Annotated in this window: 16 protein-coding genes; 2 read left to right on the top strand and 14 right to left on the bottom strand. The window is 31.1% G+C overall.

Translation table 11 applies throughout. The features are described 5' to 3' along the window. Positions 1 to 132: 132 nt before the first annotated feature. From ymfI to ABF633_RS18820, 11 genes are all read right to left on the bottom strand, one after another. Positions 133 to 888 carry an elongation factor P 5-aminopentanone reductase gene (gene ymfI, locus ABF633_RS18870; protein WP_415525933.1) on the bottom strand — a complete coding sequence of 252 codons (756 nt, stop codon included), beginning with the start codon at positions 886 to 888 and terminating at the stop codon, positions 133 to 135. A gap of 7 nt (positions 889 to 895) precedes the next feature. Continuing rightward, on the bottom strand, positions 896 to 1,999 hold the full coding sequence (gene rodA, locus ABF633_RS18865; RefSeq protein ID WP_415525931.1) for a rod shape-determining protein RodA: 1,104 nt from the start codon (positions 1,997 to 1,999) through the stop codon (positions 896 to 898). 148 nt (positions 2,000 to 2,147) lie between these two features. Then, entirely contained in the window at positions 2,148 to 3,263 is a 1,116-nt protein-coding gene (gene rodA, locus ABF633_RS18860; RefSeq protein WP_415525929.1) for a rod shape-determining protein RodA, read from the bottom strand. 366 nt (positions 3,264 to 3,629) lie between these two features. After that, the gene (locus tag ABF633_RS18855; RefSeq protein WP_415525927.1) at positions 3,630 to 3,827 is read right to left on the bottom strand and encodes a DUF3892 domain-containing protein; all 198 of its coding nucleotides are present in this window, start codon (positions 3,825 to 3,827) and stop codon (positions 3,630 to 3,632) included. Between the two features lie 110 nt (positions 3,828 to 3,937). Further along, positions 3,938 to 4,573, bottom strand: coding sequence for a tRNA (guanosine(46)-N7)-methyltransferase TrmB (trmB, locus tag ABF633_RS18850; protein ID WP_415525925.1), 636 nt, complete (start codon positions 4,571 to 4,573; stop codon positions 3,938 to 3,940). Positions 4,574 to 4,942: 369 nt separating this feature from the next. Next, the gene (locus tag ABF633_RS18845) at positions 4,943 to 5,602 is read right to left on the bottom strand and encodes a site-2 protease family protein (protein WP_415525923.1); all 660 of its coding nucleotides are present in this window, start codon (positions 5,600 to 5,602) and stop codon (positions 4,943 to 4,945) included. A 194-nt stretch (positions 5,603 to 5,796) separates the two neighbouring features. Next, the gene (locus ABF633_RS18840; RefSeq protein WP_415525921.1) at positions 5,797 to 6,822 is read right to left on the bottom strand and encodes a hypothetical protein; all 1,026 of its coding nucleotides are present in this window, start codon (positions 6,820 to 6,822) and stop codon (positions 5,797 to 5,799) included. 10 nt (positions 6,823 to 6,832) lie between these two features. After that, positions 6,833 to 7,867 carry a phosphodiester glycosidase family protein gene (locus tag ABF633_RS18835; protein ID WP_415525919.1) on the bottom strand — a complete coding sequence of 345 codons (1,035 nt, stop codon included), beginning with the start codon at positions 7,865 to 7,867 and terminating at the stop codon, positions 6,833 to 6,835. Positions 7,868 to 7,954: 87 nt separating this feature from the next. Beyond that, the gene (locus ABF633_RS18830; RefSeq protein WP_415525917.1) at positions 7,955 to 9,004 is read right to left on the bottom strand and encodes a hypothetical protein; all 1,050 of its coding nucleotides are present in this window, start codon (positions 9,002 to 9,004) and stop codon (positions 7,955 to 7,957) included. A gap of 17 nt (positions 9,005 to 9,021) precedes the next feature. After that, complete coding sequence (locus ABF633_RS18825; protein WP_415525915.1) at positions 9,022 to 10,098, bottom strand: phosphodiester glycosidase family protein; 1,077 nt, start codon at positions 10,096 to 10,098, stop codon at positions 9,022 to 9,024. Between the two features lie 270 nt (positions 10,099 to 10,368). Beyond that, positions 10,369 to 11,745 (bottom strand): PhoH family protein, encoded by a 1,377-nt coding sequence (locus tag ABF633_RS18820; RefSeq protein WP_415525913.1) that lies wholly within the window; start codon positions 11,743 to 11,745, stop codon positions 10,369 to 10,371. A gap of 342 nt (positions 11,746 to 12,087) precedes the next feature. Here ABF633_RS18820 and ABF633_RS18815 point away from each other — a divergent pair, with 342 nt between their 5' ends. Then, complete coding sequence (locus ABF633_RS18815; RefSeq protein ID WP_415525911.1) at positions 12,088 to 12,519, top strand: Fur family transcriptional regulator; 432 nt, start codon at positions 12,088 to 12,090, stop codon at positions 12,517 to 12,519. A gap of 123 nt (positions 12,520 to 12,642) precedes the next feature. After that, positions 12,643 to 13,599: a VCBS repeat-containing protein gene (locus tag ABF633_RS18810; protein WP_415525909.1), complete on the top strand. Its 957-nt coding sequence runs from the start codon at positions 12,643 to 12,645 to the stop codon at positions 13,597 to 13,599. A 206-nt stretch (positions 13,600 to 13,805) separates the two neighbouring features. Here ABF633_RS18810 and yihA read toward each other — a convergent pair whose 3' ends face one another. The 3 genes from yihA to lonB form a co-directional block, all read right to left on the bottom strand. Continuing rightward, positions 13,806 to 14,390, bottom strand: a complete 585-nt coding sequence (yihA, locus tag ABF633_RS18805; protein ID WP_415525907.1) for a ribosome biogenesis GTP-binding protein YihA/YsxC — start codon at positions 14,388 to 14,390, stop codon at positions 13,806 to 13,808. Continuing rightward, entirely contained in the window at positions 14,371 to 16,713 is a 2,343-nt protein-coding gene (gene lon, locus ABF633_RS18800) for an endopeptidase La (protein ID WP_415525905.1), read from the bottom strand. Before lon ends, yihA begins: the two co-directional genes overlap by 20 nt. Positions 16,714 to 16,910: 197 nt before the next feature. Further along, positions 16,911 to 18,584, bottom strand: a complete 1,674-nt coding sequence (lonB, locus tag ABF633_RS18795; protein WP_415525903.1) for an ATP-dependent protease LonB — start codon at positions 18,582 to 18,584, stop codon at positions 16,911 to 16,913. Positions 18,585 to 18,663 lie beyond the last annotated feature (79 nt).

Genomic DNA, 18,663 nt, shown 5'->3' with positions numbered 1-18,663 from the left:
GTTATCTCCACCTTTAGAAGGTGGAGTGTTACAGCGGCTAGTCATCGGATAAAAAATTTTACAGACAGATATATCTGGGTAAATTCTTAAATAAATTACTTTACAACTCTAAGCTTATGTAAAAAATTTTTATTATATCATTCCACCATCTATAGTTATAATTTGAGAAGTTATATAACTTGCATTATCACTAGCAAGAAACACTGCTAACTTTCCGATTTCATCACTTCGTCCAAATCTCATCATGGGAATTTCATCTTTTATACTTTTTATATCCTCATTATTGAATGCACTATTCATACTAGTATCTATGACACCTGGTGATATGGCATTTACCCTTATATTTGATGGTGCAAGTTCCTTTCCCATGGCTTTTGTAAAAGAGTTAACAGCGCCTTTAGAAGCTGAATACAACGCCTCGCACGAAGCTCCCACATTTCCCCAAATTGAAGAAATATTTATTATACAGCCTTTCTTTTTATCAACCATATATTTCACTGCCGCATTAGTGCAATTGAAAACAGACCTAAAATTAGCATCAAAAATCTCATTATAATCCGCTTCACACTGATCCATAAATAATCCTATTTTTGATATACCTGCATTATTAACTAAAATATCTATCTTGCCAAAATGTTTGATTACACTTTCTATCATATCTCTTACAGCTTCAAAATTTCTGACATCAGTTTTATAGGCCTTTGCATAGGCTCCCTCACTATTTAGAAGTGCTAGGGTTTCTTTTATCCCATTGTCATCTTTTAAATAATTTACAGCTACTGCCGCTCCTTCTTTAGCCATTTCTATAGCTATATGTCTTCCTATACCTCTTGAAGCCCCTGTAACAAGTGCCACTTTTCCCTTTAAAATATTTTTCAAGTACAACATACCTCTCTTAAAAATTTATCTTTTTATTTCTCATACCCACATTTAATACTAAGGCTAACGCCATGAAATTTGCTATAATAGAGCTTCCTCCTGCACTCATAAGAGGAAGAGTTATTCCCGATATTGGCGCTAGTCCTATAGTCATAGCTATATTCTGATATATGGAAAATGTTAACCCTGCAAAGGTCCCCACACAAATGAGCCTACCTAATGTATCCTTAGAATTTTTGGCAATCTTTAATATTCTATAAAGTATTATGGCATAAAGTAGTAAAAGTATACCGGCTCCGATTAATCCCCATTGTTCACCCACCGCTGAAAATATAAAATCTGTACGTGCTTCTGGCACATAACCTCCAGTTACCTGGGTTCCATGTAAAAAGCCCTTACCTAAAATTCCACCAGACCCAATTCCAATTTTAGAATTAGTTAGCTGATAACCTGTAGTCTGCTGTGTTGCTTCAGGATTCAAAAATGATGTTATTCTAGACATCTGATAATCCTTTAAAATATGGGCTTTCCATATTATTATAGCAACAGGTATGATTAAAGCTATAGACCCCAATATTATCTTTAAATCAAGTCCAGATATAAAAAGTATACCAAATGCTATACAAAGACAAATTATTGCCATTCCTAAATTGGGCTGTTTATATAACATGCCTGCTGGTATTGCTGTATAAAATAATATCTTCAAAAGATTTTTAGGTTCATTTACGTTGCCATCCATATCACTTATTTTTTTTGCAAGAATAAGAGCTAGTGCCATTCTAAAAAATTCTGCTGGTTCAATAGGTGGAAGTGGTCCTATCTGAAGCCATGAATTAGCTCCATTAACACTTCTATCCTGTATATCTGTAGCCAATAATAAAACTACTCCTATCCAATATATAATTTCTGAATAATTACTCATTAAATTATAATCAATTATTAATATACCATAGCAAATTACTATGGACATAACAATAAATATGATCTGTGTTCTCAAATAATAAACACCAGCAACACTATATATATTCATAACTCCAAAAATAGCTATGGCAAGTGATGTAACAATTAAAGTAATATCAAGCTGTCTTAACAATCTACTATCTATAATCCACGTTCTCAAACTAGAGACCCCCAAACAAAAAAATTTAATACTATATTTATTATCTACAAAAATTATCTCCTTTGTCAATTAATAAATTTTTATAATATAAAAATAGAGCCTAGTAGATATGACTTATTCTAATCCACTAAACTCTTCACAATTTTTATTAAAAATTTATTTTTTTCTTTCTCATACCTACATTTAAAACTAAAGCTAAAGCCATAAAGTTTGCTATAATAGAACTTCCACCTGCACTCATAAGTGGAAGGGTTATTCCTGATATAGGTGCTAGTCCTATAGTCATGGCTATATTTTGATATATGGAAAATGTTAGTCCACCAAAAGTTCCCACACAAATAAGTTTACCCAAAATATCCTTAGAATTTTTGGCAATCTTCAACATCCTGTACAATATTACAGCATATAAGATTAAAAGTATAACAGCTCCAACTAACCCCCACTCCTCACCAACTACTGAAAATATAAAATCTGTATGGGCTTCTGGAACATATCCTCCCGATATTTGGGTTCCATGTAAAAAGCCCTTGCCTAAAAGCTCTCCTGAACCAATACCAATCTTAGAATTGAAAAGTTGATAGTTTGTAGTCTGCTGCGCAGATTCAGGACTTAAGAATGAAGTTATTCTTGCCATCTGATATGGCTTCAAAATATGACTCTTCCATATTATTATGCAAGTAGGAACAATTAAAGCTATGGTTCCAAATATTATCTTTAAATTAAGACCTGCTATAAACAGTATAGCAAAAGCTATGCAAAGACAAATTATTGCCATACCAAGATTTGGCTGTTTAATTATCATTACTGCTGGTATTGCAGTATAAAATAATAACTTTAAGAGATTTTTAGGCTCATTTATATTACCTTCCATTTCACTTATCTTTTTTGCCAAAAGTAAAGCTAATGCCATTCTAAAAAATTCTGCTGGTTCAATTGCAGGTAAAGGGCCCAATTTAAGCCAGGAATTAGCACCTTTAACATGCATATTCTGTACATCTGTAGCAAATAATAGAACTACTCCTATCCAATATATAATTTCTGAGTAATTACCCATTATATTATAATCAATTAATAATATAACATAACAAACTACTATAGCTATACATATAAACATAACCTGTGTCTTTAAATAACTAGTTCCTGCAGAAGCCCTAGTGGCACTATATATATTCATAACACCAAAAACGGCTATGGCAAGTGCTGCAATAATTAAAGGAAGATCAAGTTGTTTTAATAATCTGCCGTCTATAATCCATTTTTTCAAATTGGAGACCTCCAAACAAAAAATTTATGTTATGATTATTATCCATAAAAATAATATGATTTGTCAATTAACAAATCATTAAATTTATATACAATATATTAATTTTATCTTGTCCAAATCTGTGCATAGCCAACCTGTCTTAAACGTTAATGAAGATACTATAAAATAACAATAACTAGTCCTCAACAAATATTTAATTAAAATATAGCTAAAAAACATTTATTAAAAAATGAATTTATAATTTTATGCAAATTGAAAAACTTACTTGATAGAGTTTTTATATCAAATAAGTTTTATTTACATATATAACATTAAAACTCATTGTATTAATCTATACATGGGCTTTAAACAGCATATAAAACCCACCTAAAATATCTTTAAATTTTCGTTTTCTCCATCACCAGATTCAATTGTAACTCCACTTATCAAACCCTGTGATGCCAAACTTACTGCCTCTTCCTTCATTATTATTTCACCATTTTCAAGCTTATAGGCAATAATATCATCATTATTATTCTTAATAACCTTTTGTATTATATGTGAATTTCTAAATGCAGATGGCATAAAATTCCTCCTTACATTCCATAACAGAATTACAAATAAACAATAATATTAACTTCAATAAACATATTTCCCATATTACTAATTAATTATACAATACTCCATATTGAACCTTATTTTAGTTTAGCCTTTAAAAACATAATTTTCATCCCAAGATTAGCAAATTTATTTTCGTATTCTGTCATTATATTTGGCTGAAAATCACTATTGTGCAAGTCATAAGTATAAAACATCAGTTCAAAGCCAGAATTGGTCATATACTCTAAGGATGCATCAAACAATTCCCTATTGTCTGTTTTGAACCAAATTTCCGTATCAGGCTTAATAAATTGTTTATATTTCTCTAAAAATCTTGTGTGGGTAAGTCTTCTCTTATTATGCCTATCTTTAGGCCAGGGATTACAAAAATTAATATATATTCTGCTGATTTCATTTTTATCAAAAATCTCAGTAATAAAGGCTATCTCCAAAGGGATTATTCTCACATTGGTAAGCTCAGCCTCCTTAACCTTTCTAAGTACATATACTAGTACTTCATCCTTTAAATCTATGGCTATATAGTTTTTATCTGGATTAGCAATTGCATTCTTAGTTACGAACTCTCCTCTGCCACAGCCAAGCTCTAGATATATTTCATTACTATTATTAAATACATCTTTCCAATTTCCCTTATATTCTCTAGGCTCTGTTATAACTAAAGAACTTTCTTCCATTTCCGGTCTAGCCCACCATTTTTTCCTAAGTCGCATTATTTTTCCTCCAACTATTTTATTAAATATTTCAACTAAGGCATCTTCAAAAAATAACTAAGTCAGCATGCTAGCCTATTTTGAATCCCACTGCGTCAACAGAACCTTCTGATAGCCCAACTATCATCAGAACCTGTTTCCTTGTTGGATTCAAAATATTCGTCGCATCTTTGACTTCTTATTTATTTTCAGATGCCTAAAATAACGATGTTCTAAAAAGTACTGATTCTAAAATAAATCACCAATTTTAAAACACCGTTAATATATTTTTAATAGTCATGTTTCAAGTACAATATGTTAAATTGTAAAAACCTGAATAGTTACTATTGTGTATATTTCCCAGGTAATTTAAGATATATCAATGAATCATTAAAAACCCACAACTTTCAAAGCCAATCCTTCAAACATGCTATATATGGCATTAGATGGCACTCCTATTATATAATCAAATACAGAATGTCCTCCTATTATTGGAAATACTAAAACCATAAAGATGATTAGTTGATACCTATACATGGAATCTGCTACATTATAAAAGGCTCTAGGAAATAGATCCCTTAAAATATGAAACCCATCAAAGCCAGGTATTGGTAACAGATTTAATAAAAACAGCATACAATTTAGCCGTGACGTAATGCTGGCTATCATTATTATAATAACAGTTATAGGTGAATTACCTGTTAATACTCTGGAAAGTATTATAGTAATAAAAGCAAACACAAATCCAACTGCTAAATTAGCCAAAGGTCCGGCAACAGAAACCTTAAGATCATCTTTATAGTAGTGCTTGTAAGCAGCAGGGTTAGTTTGCACTGGTTTGGCCCATCCAAAACCTAAAATCAAAATTAATATAAAGCCTATTGGATCTATATGAGCTATAGGATTTAAAGTAAGTCTACCCTGAAATTTAGGAGTTTTATCACCTAATTTATCTGCAACAAAAGCATGCGCATATTCATGAAAGGTAAAAGCTATTAAAATCCCAGGTATAGATAAAATTATAGATAAAATTCTTGTTGAATCAAACAAAAATATTCCTCCCTTAAGTTTTTAGTAACATATTCTAATTATAACAAATTTCAAGTAAACATATAATATATATTGATAAAATAATTAAAGCATCTGAAAATAAACAATAAGTCAAAGGTAAAAAATTTATCAACATATTGACTGACTATTTTTTCAAGATGCCTGAACTATTGAATTATATATGCTGCCTAATTCTATTTATAAACTGTTTTTACTAATTTGCCATTATCGTTAGAAATTATAACCTTCTCGGTCATCTCCAGTAGTTTTCCCTGGTAATCAGTAATCTTATTACCTTTTAAGGCCTGTATTTGTCCTTTTAAATTATTGTTAACATATATTTCCCCAGCCTCTGATATATAGACATCATTTGGATTAAAAGGTTCAGTAATATTTAACACATTCCACTGCTCAGTATGATTCTGTGGACTTCCATAATACACTTTGTCTATCTTATCATTAGTGAGATTACCTACATATATGTTATCATTGCTATCACATCCCAAAATAACAGGATTTGGCATATCCTTAAAAGTTATACTGTGATTTTTATTTGTAGTCTGTATAGTATGATTATAGGAATTTTCATAAATTAGTTCATCTTCGTGAGGAAGGATTTTAATATTACCAAGATTAGAGCTTGTATTAATTTTGGTGACCTCATTCATGGCATTTACTTCGTAAGTGTCACTTCTTAAAGAATCCCTTTTAACTTTAACAAACATAAGGTTTGTTATTGGAGAAACTTGAATATCCTGTACCTGAGATTCACTATCTGACCAGGATAATCTTTCTATATTGTCCTTAACATCCTTAGAAGCATCATAGTATTTCAATTCAATACTTCCACTGCCATCACCTGAAGACTTTTCTGCTATTATAATTCTATGCCTATCTGGCAGCCATTTGTACATAGATACTTTATTTCCCTCTGATGCTGTCACGGTCTTCTCCTGTCCATTAAGAGTATTAACTACTCTAATAACTCCCCCCTGGAAATAGGAGATATAATTTCCATCATAAGAAGCCCCTATTTCATTAGCATCCTCAGGAATATTTATTGATATCTCTACCTTTTTAGCTGCCCTTACCTCTACTTTTTTTGTCTGAAAAGAAGTTTCTGCTTTTAAATAGTTCTCATTTATATAATACAATGCACTAATTTGTATTACTAAAGAAATGCAAATCCATATAGTTATATGCCTTAGTATTTTACTCATTGGTTTCCCCCTAGTTCTCAACATAGACAACTGAAGGTACATATCTTTCCCCAACAGCATCACAAGGATTATTTATAACGTCCCCGTTATAGTACATTGTAGTTGAAGAACCGCCATCTAAGTTTATAGCATTTACAGCTCCATATTGCAGCATAGCCGTTCTAACATCTTCATAGGTAGCACCAGCACTTTTTAGCTGTCTCCCATCTATAACCAATAGAAGCATAGCCCCATCTTTTCTTTGACCTACAGCTGTTCTTGGAGCAATACCTCCTTCTTCAGTAATCACCTGCGGCTTACCGTTTAGAACAAGTACAGGTCCAAAAGAAATAGCATCCGTGACATTATTTGCTTCCAAATCCTGAATACTGTAATTTCCAACTAATAATTTTCCATTAGCATCAATACCCATAGTTGGAACTTTTTGCGATAAATTTCCAGAATTATTTGATATAAGCTTACCCTTAGACATTAAAATACCTATAGGCTTTCCTCCAGTTCCAGTATACTTGGAATTTCCAGAAGAGGATTCATCACTAAAGCCTCCTCCATTTATAGCTGCTATAGCGTTATTTTCCTGTGCAATTACACTAGTACATTGCCCCTCTTTTCCAAGATTTTTTGTATAGCCAACCTTAACTCTAGTTGGGTCATGTATAACTAGCATGTACCCTTTAAACTTTTTACCATCTAAATCATATCTTTCGATATTAGTATCATCTTTATGCTCCACGTTTATTTCATTTACATTTATCTTTTCTGTACTCTCTCCTAACTTCTGATGAGCTAAATCAGTATTAGTCAATTTATTTATATCGTTATCTGACAAAAACCATTTTGCCACATACTGATGCCTGCCAGAAGTCATGAGTGCACCTACAACTGTCTTTTTAACATTTATAAAGGGACCATAAAACACTATAAATACTAAGGTAGTAATTGTAAAAACAATTTCAAATAAAATAAATAATATAGAATATTTAAATTTACCAAACTTATTTTTATTTTGGTATTTGGCTCCTTTTTCTAATTTGGAATGAGACATCTTATCTAATCCTTTCTAAATTAAATACACACTATATTCTACTATAAAAAGACAAATTTTAAAATAGTGTTTACGATTAATTAACTTTTAGAAAGATTTTATTGTTAGCTTATTGTCGATTTTTGAAATAATTGAGTTATTATTTAATTCAATAAAACTACCTTCAAAAGTATTCTTTTTGTTATTTTTTATATCTGTAATGGTTCCTTGATTTTTATTAATTACATATACATTATTATCTGAACTTATAACAATATCATTAGTATTTACTAAACCTCCTGTGGGTAATTCTTTCCATGAAGAAGTATTTTCTGTAAGCTTTCCATAATAAATCTTATTAATCTGTGATTTTCCAACTCCTATGTAGAAATTATCATTATTATCCGATCCCAAAAGTGAACTTCTTGAGACCCCATCTAAGCTTATTGTTTTTTTAGGGGTATAATTACTACGCATTCTATCATAAGTTAAATCTTCATATACCAATTGATCGTCATTAGAGGCAACTGCTATATGGCCAATATTTCCCACAGTCACCCTTGTAAGTGTCTCATTTCTATCAATTCTATATACTCTGGCTAATACACTACTATAGGTTATCTTTGCATAAAGTACTCCTGTCAATTCAGAAATTTGCAAATCAACACTTTGTCCTGCGGTTACTGCATTTTCTGTTTTACTTTCATAATTATATATTTCAGCTTTTGCATCTTTATCACCATTCTCAGCTTTATCAGCATCGTAGGAGAAAAATTTTATTATTTTTCCATTACTTCCACTCAGCTTTTCAGCTATAATCATTCTGTTAGTCCCCGGAACCCATTTATAAGCCAGACACTGTATTCCCTTTGTGAAATTTATTTGTAGTTGTTTTCCCGTAGTAGTATCCACTACTTTTACAAGTCCATCAGACATATATGCAGTATATGTAAAATCGTCAGATAAAGATATATCCTTATCTGTATTTGTAAAAGTTACATTAGGTTTTATTTTATTTTTTTTATTCACGCTATCTATCTTTGTAAACTTTATATTCCCTTCAGGTGAAAAATAAAAATTATTTAAAAATAAATAAACCGAGCACTGCAGAACCAGTGAAATAATAATCCATGTAAAAATTCTTTTAGAAGCTCTCACCCTATAATCCTCCTCATCTATTTTACGTATATAGCAGTTGGTATTGGTCTCTCACCAAATTTATCACTTGGGTTGTTCTGAACACTTCCATTGTAATATAAAGTAGTTGAAGCTCCACCATCAAGATTAACTGCGTTTACTGCTCCCTGATCCTTCATAACTTTTTGTACATCTCCAATAGTGGCTCCCATTTGAAGTCCCTGCCTTCCATCTATAGTGAGAAGAAGTATTGAACCATCCGCTCTTTGTCCTATAGCCGTTCTTGGATTAGCTCCCTGACTATCTATTGGTCTTCCCTGACTATCTCTATTCTGAATTGTTCCATTTACTATAAGCGTAGGTCCAAAGCATATAGCTTCTGTAACTCCCTTATTTAACAATTCATTAATACTGTGATCACCAACTATTAACTGTCCAGTTTTAGTAATCCCAGCCACTCCAATCCTTTTTACATTGTAATCTATGTTATCAGTTGGATAAATAAGCTTTCCACCAGAAATTATTATGCCAGTTGGCAAAGCCCCTGTTCCTGTCCATGTAGCCGTAGAATTATTAGCTTTATCTTGGAATCCTCCTCCATTTATTGCTGCTATTGCATTGTTATTCTTTGCTATCTGGCTGGTTTTTTCGCCTACAGTTCCAAGCTTTGATGAATATCCAATTTTAACTCTTGTTGGATCATGAACTACTAACATTAATCCTGTAAACTTTTTCCCATCAACCTTTTCAAACTCAATAGTATTATCATGATTTCCAATTTTTATCTTGTTTAAATCCTCTGCTAATGAACCAATTGGCCCAGCAGTACTGTTGTCATTACTATTGCTATACAATATATCATTAATCTGTTTTTGTGATAAAAAAAATGTAGCAATATATTGATGACTCATTGTACTCATTGCCTGCCCTACTATCATCTTTTTCAAAGTAGAAAATGGGCCATAAAAAACTATTAATGGCGCTGTAGCAATGCCAAAAATGATCTGAAAAATTATAAAGTATACTACAAGTTTAGATCTTTTAACCTTTCTAATTCCATTTTTATTATTTCTATTTCTTCTTAAATCCGATTGATTACTAATTTTATTTTTCATATTTGTACCCCATAAAAATTATAATACATCTCTACCTATTATTACTTTTAAGATGCTTAATTTATATTTTACAACATTTTCAATAGCTTTTCATTTATAAATTGTATATTTTTTGTAACTAACAATTAAATAGAATAGATACTTTATAGTAAATACAATTCATTGTAACATATAAAAGACATATCTGCTTAAATTAAATTTAAACAGATATGTCTTTTTTATTACTTATTATAAAATTTTTTTTGCAATAGGATTAATATAAAAAATTGACTACAACCTTTTCGATGCCTCAAAAGCAAGAGGAGATCTTTCACATTCATCAAATTTTAATGTAATCTGATAACATATCTTACTCCCCTTCATCTTTTCTGCCGCATAACAAAGTCCATTAGACCTTGAATCCAAAAATGGCTGATCAATTTGATCTGGATCTCCAATCAATATAAGTTTAGTCCCTTCACCTACTCTTGTAATTATAGCTTTAACCTGTTTTGGGGATAAGTTTTGTGCTTCATCCACTATAACCCAATTTTTCAGTATAGATCTCCCCCTAAGAAAAGCCACCGCTTCCGTAGTTATTATCCTTCTATCAAAGAGTTCCTTTACCTTATCATTTAGCTCCCCCTCATTTTTATATCTTTCATTTTCGTCTGAATCTACAAGTATCTCCAGATTATCAAAAATAGGTCTCATAAATGGAGATATCTTGTCTTGCTCTGATCCTGGTAAGTATCCTATATCTTCATCCATAGTTACATTAGGTCTGCATACAAGAATTCTTCTATACTCTTCATTACCATCTTCTAATATTTTATAAAGTCCTGCTGCTAAAGAAAACAAAGTTTTAGCCGTTCCTGCCGGTCCCTTTATTATCACTAATGGAGCCTTATTTGCATCAGTGTACAAAGCTTCCAGCATAAACTTTTGTCCAACATTTCTAGTAGTAAGTCCTAAGGGCTTCATTTCCGTAAATTTAAGGGGAGTTACCATTTTACCATCAAATCTTCCAAGTGCTGTTTGTTTATCATTATCCATGGAGTGAATTATAACAAATTGATTTATATATAATTGAGGCTTATAATATTTCTCTTCCTCATACGAATAACTTAAAAGATTATCTGAATTCAAATACTTATTTTTGAAAAAAAATTGTAATTTTTCTGAAGGTACATACACATCAATTCTCCCTGTATATTGACTGTCATATTCAGGTACTACTTTTTCGTAAAAATCTTCTACATTTACTCCTACACAATCTCCTTTTATCCTCTCAAATATATCCTTACTAATCAAATAAACATCTTCACCTTGCTCTTTAAGAGCCTTGCATACCTGTACTATTCTATTATCAGGCTTAGATTTATCCCAGCTTTGAGGTATTATTGTATCATGATGATTCATTTCAACCCTAAGTTTACCTCCACCAGGGAGATTTATACCTTTATTTATATTACCTTCTTTTCTCAATTTATCTAATATTCTTGCAGCATGTCTTGCATTGGCTCCTAAATCACTCTTATCTTTTTTAAAAGAATCTAATTCTTCAAGAACTACCTCTGGAATAACCACATCATTATCTGCAAAAGACGTTATTGCTCCTGGAGAATATAGAATAACATTTGTATCCAATACATAAGTACGTTTCAAAAAAACTCCCCCTTTCAAGTTCGCCTAATAGATCAGGCATCTGAAGATGCATAGTAAATTAAACCTCTTCGTAAACTCCTCTATAACAAAGATTGATAGTAACATATATTTTAATATATGTTATTTATATTATTTATGCATATATTAAATGTTACTTAAGTTTATTATATTTAATTATTATGGACTTAGAATAATTAAAAACGTCTCCTATATTCTATATTAATATATACAAATCTTATGATCTATTTATTTCTATTTTTACATATATACCAAAATTATTCTTTTGACAACTAATAATCTTTATTATATAATATAGCTAATTAAAAGATAAGGATGGTGCTTATGAACAGCATAACAAATATATTTAGAGAAAAAAAATTGAAATTAACGCCTCAACGTATAGCCGTATATAGGTATTTGCAGTCAACCAAAGAACATCCTTCTGCTGAAACTATATACAAAGCACTGCAGACAGATTATCCAACTATGAGTTTGGCTACCGTTTATAAAGCACTTAAAACACTTACAGAAGTAAATTTAGTTAATGAACTAAATGTTGGCGAAGGAAATTTCAGATATGACAGTAACGTTTATCCTCATCCGCACATACAATGTATATCTTGTGGTAAAGTTGATGACGTGGAAAATGTGTCTTTTACTGATTTAAATAGCAAAATTAGTGAATTTACTGATTATGAAGTTCTAACAAATAGAGTTTATTTTTATGGTGTTTGTAAGAATTGCAAAGATAAAGCTATTACTCCAGATGATTAGTAATAATTTATTTTGTAGTTGAGCTGCTTCAAAGTGCATTAGCACATAGATGCAGCTCTTTTTTTCTCTTTTTATATACTAACTTTCTCATTTAAGTCATATATTTTTTATGAGGTGATTTATATGAAATTTAGAGTACTTTTTTTGAAAAAACGATATATTTATTATTCAGTTTTAATAATACTTTTAATTATATTGTCAATTTTATTTTTTCTTTCAAAAGAATATTTGCCAACCTTTTCAGCCATAGGCAGCAACAGAACAATAAAAAATTATGATGTTACCGGTGATGGCATAAAAGATTTTATATCAATAGACTCAATTAATAATAAATATAAAGTAAATATAAATTCTAAAGGAAAAGATTATATTTTAAACCCTAATAAGCAGCTAGATACTCTTGGAGATCATTATGATTACTGGCCTTTAAGAATTACATTTCTGGACATATCTAGAGATAAGCTTCCAGAAATTTTTACCCAAGCCTCTGAAAGAGGAAAAGCAATTCAACATATATTTGTATGGAATAAAGATAAATTTCAAGATATTTTATCTAATACTAATAATCTTTTAGGCTTCATAGATCTTCATAATAATAAAACACCCAAAATAATATCTGGTAATATAGGAGAAAATGATATAAGTATAGCTAATTACATATTTTCTCAAGGTAAACTCATACACTATTCTAATAACTACAATAATAATTTTTTAGGGAAAGATTCTATATTATCTTTTGTAAAATATGTTCAAGGATTACCTCAAAATGAAGCTGAAAAACCAAATGATATTTTTTACCCTGGACTTGATGGCAATGCTCTTAGTGCCATAGGTATGCTTTCTGCTTCTGATAGTACTTTTACATTTCAAGATGGTATTTTTATGGACAACCGTTGTAATACCGATGGTGATATCATTGAGATTAAATGGGTATTAAACTTTAAATCAATCTCAAATAAAGATACTAACATAGTAAAAAATTACACTTTGAATCTAATGCTAAAAGCGCAGGGGGATCCATTACAGAAGTATTATTTTAAAATATCTTCTATACAAATTTCTCCTAAGAATAACAATTAAAATAAAGGATGTTTTTTCTCCGCTGTGCTGCGAAAAAGCTTTATAATTAAAAAGGGACCGCTTTACGGTCCCAAGGGGGATGGGGGGTTTAGTATAAAATAAAGACTAAATAATTGCCCTCATTTCACACTACTGGAGATATTATCTCCAATTACATTTATTATGTTATCCAATTTTTAAATTCTTATTCAAGATAAATAATATTTTTATAAAACTTCATGAAAAATTTTATCCAGTAACTCTTCACTGCCTACTTTTTTAAGCGAAGAATAAAAGCTTATTTTTTCACTTTCTTTAAGGTTTAGAGTTTTCCTTATAGTTCTTTCACTTTTAGCTAATTCACTTTTGTTTAATTTATCACTTTTAGTACATATTATCATACAATTATACCCATAATGCTTAATCCAGTTATACATAAGCATATCGTCTTCATTGGGAATCCTTCTACAGTCTAATAGAAGTATTACTTTTCTAAGTACTTCTCTATCCTGTAAATAAGTTTCCATCATCTTGCCCCAGTCTTTTTTTTGTTCTTTAGATATTTTTGCATAACCATACCCTGGTAAATCTACAAAATACGAATTATTATTTATAAGGAAAAAATTCACCAATCTAGTCTTTCCAGGAGTACCGCTCACCTTAACTAATTTTCTTCTATTAGTAAGTGCATTTATTATAGAAGATTTCCCAACATTTGATCTCCCTACAAAGGCTACCTCTGGCAGCTCATCTTTAGGAAATTGTTCCCTCTTTACAGCCGAAATTATAAATTCAGCTTGTTTTATTTCCATTCGTTTCACCAACCAATGCATTTTTTATTACGTCTTCAATTTTATCCGCTAATATAAAGCTAATTTTACTTTTCACAGACTTAGGCACATCCTTTAAGTCCTTTTTATTATCCTTTGGAATTATAACTGTATCTATACCAGCCCTATAAGCAGCCAGTGACTTTTCTTTAAGCCCACCAATAGGAAGAACTCTTCCTGTAAGCGTAATTTCTCCAGTCATTGCTACATTATGTCTTACTTTTCTATTTGTTAAAGCAGATACCATAGCAGTTATCATTGTTACACCAGCTGAAGGTCCATCTTTAGGCACCGCTCCCTCTGGTACATGAATGTGTAGATCCTTTTCTTTATAAAATTTTTCGTTAATTTCATATTTATTTGCGTTAGTTCTCACGTAACTGAAACCAGCCTCCGCAGATTCTTTCATAATATCACCCAATTGCCCTGTAAGTGACAATTTTCCACTTCCAGGCATTACCGCAACTTCTACAGGTAAGGTATCGCCGCCATAGCCAGTCCAAGCCATACCAGTAACTATACCAACTTTATCTTCCTTGTCTACTTTATCAAAAGTATATATATCCGGTCCTAAATATTTCTTAACAAGTGTTATAGTTATACTTATATCATTTTTATCATTCTCTACCATATCTGCAATAGATTTTCTTATTACTGCAGCAATCTTTCTTTCAAGATTTCTTACTCCAGATTCTCTAGTATAATTGTCTACTATATAATAAATACTATTATCGCTAAAAATGAGTTTATCAGCTTCTACAGAATGCTCTTTCAATTGTTTTGGTATTAGATAATCTTTAGCTATATGGAATTTTTCTTCTGAAGTATATCCTGAAACTTCTATTATCTCCATTCTATCTAAAAGTGGAAGTGGAATTGTATCTAAAGTATTAGCCGTAGTTACAAACATAACTTCTGACAAATCAAAATCCACTTCTAAATAATGGTCTCTAAAAGTATTATTTTGTTCACTGTCCAATACTTCTAAAAGCGCATCTGCTGGATCTCCTTTATAGCCTTCTCCCATTTTATCTATTTCATCCAAAAGAAAAAGAGGATTTTTGGACTTTGCCTTTTTCATACTGTATATTATCCTACCTGGAATAGCACCTATATATGTTCTTCTATGTCCTCTTATTTCTGCTTCATCATTTACTCCACCAAGGGACATTCTAACAAAATTCTTGTTTAATGCATGAGCTATAGATTTAGCAATAGAAGTTTTTCCTACTCCTGGTGGTCCTACAAGACAAAGTATTGGTCCTTTCAGGGAATTGCTCATTTTCTTTACTGCAAGATACTCAATAATCCTATCTTTAACATCATTAAGTCCATAGTGTTCTTCATTAAGAACTTCTCTTGCTTTCTTTATATCAAGATAATCCTTTGTTTTTACACTCCAAGGTAAATCTAAAATCCAGTCAAGATAGTTTCTTACAGCTCCTCCCTCAGAAGAATAGCTTCCTGAATTCTTTAGTTTATTTAATTCATATAAAGCTTTTTCTTTAACATCTTTAGGAAGCTTGCTTTTAGTTATTTTAGATTTATACTTCTTTTGCTCTTTTTTATCTTCGTCTTCTTCTCCTAATTCTTCCTGCATAATTTTAATTTGCTCTCTCAAATAATAATCCTTTTGAGACTTATCTATTTTTTCTCTAACTTTATTCCCTATCTCTTTTTCCACTTCAAGTATATCTACTTCATTTTCTAACACTTGCAGTACTTTTTCCAATCTATCTATGGGATTAATTGCATCTAGCATCTCTTGCTTCTTTTCTTGTTTTATCATTAAGTAAGAGCATACTATATCTGCAAATCTTCCTGGATCTTCAATATTATCCAGTGGTATCAATGCATCGTTAGGTACCGCACCTGAAAGCTTTATATATGCGCTAAAGCTTTCTTTTACTAATCTTATTAAAGCTTGAATTTTTTCCTTATCTAATAAGTCTGTATTTTCAATTTCTTCTAACGTAACTTTAAAGAATGGTTCCTTCTCAATATACTCACTAATTTTTGCTCTTCTATCTCCTTCAACTAATACTCTTACAGTATTACCAGGTAGCTTTAACAGCTGCTTAACAGTACAAATAGTACCAATTGAATATATATCTTTTTCTTCTGGAGATTCAGTCTTTGCTTCTTTTTGAGCCACTAAAAATATTTCTTGTTCATTTACCATAGCTTCTTCTAAAGCAAGTATTGACTTTTCTCTACCAACATCAAAATGCATTACCATATAAGGAAATATAATTATACCTCTTAGCGGAATTAGAGGAAGAATTTTTATATTATTATTGCTCATTTTTCTCCCCTCACTTTCATTACTATCTAATTATGTGGATAGTCTAATATATTATACATTTAAACTGAGCTTTTTTCAATTATAAGTATTCTTATTTATAAATTAATATTTATTTATCAGGCATTTATTTAAAAATCTTAAAATTTATTTTCTTTAACGCTCTTATCAAAAAATTATCTTATATGGATTTAATAAATTCAACTTAAATTCTGAGCTGCAAGTATATTAATGTTAGGCTCTACTATAACTTTTGCAGACTCATTATTCTGAGAGAAAGCTATATTAAATACCTCCTGTATATTATCGGTGGAAAAGATTTTTACATCACAAATATTTTTAAAATTTTCTTGCCAATTTTCCTCTGGAATAATTATTTTACTGGCTCCTGCTTTCACAGCCGCATTTATCTTAGCATTTACACCACCTACAGGCTTTACTTTACCATATAAAGATATCTCCCCTGTCATGGCCACATTATTATCTATTGGTATTTCTTTTATGGCACTATATACTGCTGTTGCAATGCTTATTCCAGCAGAAGGCCCATCTACAGGTATTCCGCCCGGAAAATTTATATGTATATCATATTCATCACAATTAATATCAAAATTTTTTTCAAGCATAGTAATAACATTTTCTACAGAGCATTTAGCATTGCTTTTTCTCAAAACTTTACCTGTAGAATTTTTTATTTCCTCTTCTTCTACTATACCCGTAACTTTCAAGATTCCCTTCCTTAGCTTTGCTTTCTTAGCACTTGCCTCTATTTCCATAACTGCACCTATGTTAGCACCGTATACTGCAAGGCCATTAACATATCCTATCTGCGGCCTGTCGTTTATTTTTTTCTCTGGACGTGGTGAATATTGGCCATTCTCAATAACCCACTCAATATCCTGTAAGGCTATTTCATTTCGATTCTCATTTATAGCTATACCTCCAGCTAACTGAACTAAATTTACAGCATCTCTTCCATTGCTGGCGTATTTTCCAATTAAACTTAATGCTTTTTCATCTATACTCGTTCCCACTTTAAATACTGCGTTCCTTGCAATTTTTTCTACTTCCTCTGGAAGTAAGGCTCTAAAAAATATTTCCACACATCTGGAACGTAATGCCGGACAAATTTCCTCAGGATTCCTAGTGGTAGCACCTATAAGCCTAAAATCAGCTGGAAGACCCTTCTCAAAAATTTCTTTTATATAGTTAGGTACATTAGTGTCATTAGCATTATAATAAGCACTCTCAAAAAACACTTTTCTATCTTCTAATACTTTTAGCAGCTTATTCATTTCAATAGGATGTAATTCACCTATTTCATCAATAAACAAAATTCCTCCATGTGCTTTTGTTACTGCACCCGGTTTAGGTTGTGGCACCCCTGCTATTCCTAAAGAACCTGCTCCTTGATATATGGGATCATGTACAGAACCTATTAATGGATCTGCTATTCCCCTATCATCAAATCTTACAGTAGTAGCATCTATTTCAACAAATTTTGCATCCAAATTAAAGGGTGAGCAGGCTTTACTTTTAGCATCTCTTAGAACCAGTCTGGCTGCTGCAGTTTTACCAACACCTGGAGGTCCATAAATTATTACATTTTGGGGATTTGGCCCGCAAAGCGCTGCTCTTAACGCTTTTAAGCCTCTTTCTTGACCAATTATTTCCTGAAAGGTTACTGGTCTGCTTTTTTCTGTTAAGGGCATGGTGAGACTTATTTCTCTAAGCTTTTTAAGATTATCCATTTCCTTTGTACTCTCTTTATCAATTACAATTTTAGTTGATTGCTGATTTTTTAATGCATTAAAAAAATATAATCCAACAACAACAGTGAAAAAAATTTCTATAACTAATAAAATATTTGTCATATTCTTCTACACCTAAGATATTTTTTAAGGCATGTGAAAATAAATAGTAAGTCAAAGATGCGACGAATATTTTGAATCC

The organism is Clostridium sp. (assembly GCF_047718555.1).
In the GTDB taxonomy this organism is placed as follows: Bacteria; Bacillota; Clostridia; order Clostridiales; family Clostridiaceae; genus Clostridium_I.
Note: the sequence above shows the minus strand (reverse complement) of the source record. Positions and strands in the feature narration are given on the sequence as shown.